Raw genomic sequence first — 2,790 nt, forward strand, 5'->3', positions numbered from 1 at the left:
CGTAAGCGGTGTGTCTCCCGCACCTTGTTCGGCGTGAGCTGATCGGCAACATGCGAGCCGTCATATACAGTAAGGTTCGCATATATGGTTGACCCTATAGTTGACGCTTCAGAGCCACGGGGCCGGGTGGATATCCAGGTCGGAGCGGGGCGTCGGCGGCGGTGGAGCGCCGCGGTCAAGGGGCGGATCGTGGCGGAGTTATATGCGCCGGGCACAGTTGTGTCCGAGGTGGCGCGCCGGCACGACCTCTCACCGCAACACCTGTTTGCTTGGCGCAAGGCCGCGCGTGCCGGTCTGCTGAGCTTGCCGGCGGAGGATGCACCGCTCTTCGTTCCGGTGGTGTCGGAGCTTCGCCCCGCTGGGATGTGCGTGGAAGCGGCAACGCGGAACGGGATAACGATCAGCATCGAGATTGGTGATGCGGTAGTTCGCGCAGCGGCGGGGGTCGATCCGGCCTGGCTGCGCGATGTGCTGCGGGCCGTGAGGGCGACGACATGATCGCGGCTTCGGCGGGCGTGAAGATCATGGTCGCGACGCGGCCGGTCGACTTTCGTAAAGGTGCCGATGGTCTCGCCGCGCTGGTGCGCGAGCAACTCCACCATGATCCGTTCGCGGGAACGATTTTCGTCTTCCGTTCAAAGCGAGCGGACCGTTTGAAGATTTTTGCCTGGGACGGGTCCGGGCTCGTGCTGCTGTGGAAGCGGCTGGAGCATAGCGCGTTCCGCTGGCCGCCGATCAGCGATGGCGTGATGCGTCTGTCTGCCTCACAGCTCGCCGCGCTGATGGACGGCCTGGATTGGTCGCGCCTGCATGCCCGCGACATTGGTCAGCCGAGCGCAACGTCGTGAACCCTGTGACCAATTGAATCATGTCGGCTGCAGTCTTCCACAAGGGCCCGCGAATCAGCTTGAGTACCGGGCGTGAGCGAGACCACGGATCAACTTCCGACCGATATCGAGGCGCTGCAGGCGCTGGTTGCGGCGGCACGCGCGGAGCGCGACGCGGCGATCGCAAAGTGCGACGCGGCGATCGTCGAACGCGATCAGGCGCTGTCGCAAATGGATCGCCTTCAGCATCTCTTGCGCCAGCTGCAACGCGCGCAGTTCGGTCGCCGCTCGGAGAAGCTCGACCCTGAGCAGTTGCAGCTGGCGATCGAGGACATCGAGCAGGCCATTGCCGGCGATGAAGCGGTCCAGGACAGGAAGGACACGGCAGGCGCACGCCAGCGTGCTGAACGGCGCCGCGCCAGCCGTGGTGCACTTCCGGCCCATCTGCCGCATATCGACGTCACGATTGCCCCGGAGGATACCAACTGTCCGTGCTGCCGCACGCCTCTGCATGTGATCGGTGAGGAGACCTCACGGCGGCTCGACGTCGTCCCGGCACAGTTCCGCGTGATCGTCACCCATCGTCCCAAATATGCCTGTCGGGCCTGCACGGATGGCGTGGTTCAGGCGCCGGCACCAGAGCGGCTGATCAAGGGCGGCTTGCCGACCGAGGCGATGGTCGCCCATGTTCTGGTCGCCAAATATGCCTGGCACCTGCCGCTGTATCGGCAGGCTCAGATGCTGCTGGCGCAGGGTATCGACATCAAGCGCTCGGTTTTGGCGTTCTGGGTGGGCTATGCAGGCGCAGAGCTTCGTCCGCTCTGGCTCAGGCTGCGCGAGATCATTTTGACCGCGAACAAGATCGCGGTGGACGAGACCACAGCGCCTGTGCTCGATCCCGGCCGCGGCCGCACCAAGAAAGGCTTCTTCTGGGCGATCGCGCGCGACGATCGGCCGTGGGGCGGGGCCGATCCGCCGGCAGTGGCCTACACTTATGCGCCTGGTCGCGGCGCCGTCCACGCGCTCAAGCTGCTCGACGGTTATCGCGGCATCGTGCAATGCGACGGCTACACCGTCTACAAGACCATTGCCGACACCGCGCCTGACGCGGCGATCACGCTCGCCTTCTGCTGGGCTCATCTGCGGCGGCGCTTCTTCGACGTTGTCCAGGACGGTCCTGCTCCGATAGCGAGCGAAGCGCTCGAGCGTATTGCCGCTCTCTATGCGATCGAGAAGACGATCAGGGGCCGCAGCGCCGATGAGCGTCGTGCCATCCGCCAGGAGCGCAGCAAGCCGCTGGTGCTGGCGCTCAAGGCCTGGTTCGAGCAGCAACTCACCCGCGTCTCGGGCAAAGCGACAATCGCCGAGCACATCCGTTACGCCTTGAACCACTGGGTTGGCCTGATGCGCTTCCTTGACGACGGCCGCATCGAGCTCGACACAAATATTGTCGAGCGAAGCATCCGTCCTCTTATCCTCAACCGCAAGAACGCACTGTTCGCGGGGCATGATGAGGGCGCGGAGAACTGGGCCTGCATCGCTTCGCTGATTGAGACCTGCAAGCTCTGCGGCGTGGAGCCGCAGGCCTATCTGACCGATGTCCTCACCAGACTCGTCAACCTCTGGCCGGCCTCGCGTCTGGACGAACTCATGCCCTGGGCGTGGAGCGCCGAGCAAGCTAAAAGCCTCGCCGCTTGATGAACTCGCTTCCTGGATCGCGACCGCTCCAGCCGGCCTCGTCGCCGCCGGCTCCGTGTGTTCCGACAACGTCAACAACCCGTCGCGCACGGCCTTGCGCCAGGTCGACAAATGCTGCGGCGATAGACCGTGGCGCCGCGCGATGTCCGAGACGATCGCGCCGGGAACAAAGGATTCCGCGACGATCCGTCCCTTGACCTCGCCGCTCCACCGCCGCCGAACCCGTAGCTCCGATGCGTCGACAACACGCTCGATCATATATGCA

3 protein-coding genes and 1 pseudogene are annotated in these 2,790 nt (G+C 64.7%); 3 read left to right on the forward strand and 1 reads right to left on the reverse strand.

What is annotated here, in order from left to right:
• Positions 1–126 precede the first annotated feature (126 nt).
• The 3 genes from tnpA to XI08_RS10135 all read left to right on the forward strand — a co-directional run bounded on the left by tnpA (position 127) and on the right by XI08_RS10135 (position 2,525).
• Positions 127–498 carry an IS66-like element accessory protein TnpA gene (gene tnpA, locus XI08_RS10125; RefSeq protein ID WP_442869790.1) on the forward strand — a complete coding sequence of 124 codons (372 nt, stop codon included), beginning with the start codon at positions 127–129 and terminating at the stop codon, positions 496–498.
• The gene (gene tnpB / locus XI08_RS10130; protein WP_011084591.1) at positions 495–848 is read left to right on the forward strand and encodes an IS66 family insertion sequence element accessory protein TnpB; all 354 of its coding nucleotides are present in this window, start codon (positions 495–497) and stop codon (positions 846–848) included. The genes tnpA and tnpB overlap by 4 nt, the downstream gene beginning before the upstream one ends.
• 72 nt (positions 849–920) lie before the next feature.
• Positions 921–2,525, forward strand: a complete 1,605-nt coding sequence (locus XI08_RS10135; protein WP_271574306.1) for an IS66-like element ISBj7 family transposase — start codon at positions 921–923, stop codon at positions 2,523–2,525.
• A gap of 111 nt (positions 2,526–2,636) precedes the next feature.
• Here XI08_RS10135 and XI08_RS10140 read toward each other — a convergent pair.
• Positions 2,637–2,783 (reverse strand): annotated as a pseudogene (locus XI08_RS10140) (transposase); the annotation flags it as partial.
• Positions 2,784–2,790: the final 7 nt, after the last annotated feature.

Source organism: Bradyrhizobium sp. CCBAU 11361, assembly GCF_028128935.1.
Classification (GTDB): Bacteria; Pseudomonadota; Alphaproteobacteria; order Rhizobiales; family Xanthobacteraceae; genus Bradyrhizobium; species Bradyrhizobium niftali.

What these genes read in the sequence shown, in the direction of transcription:
- tnpB (WP_011084591.1), top strand. Translation starts at nt 495, where the DNA reads ATGATCGCGGCTTCGGCGGGCGTGAAGATCATGGTCGCGACGCGGCCG.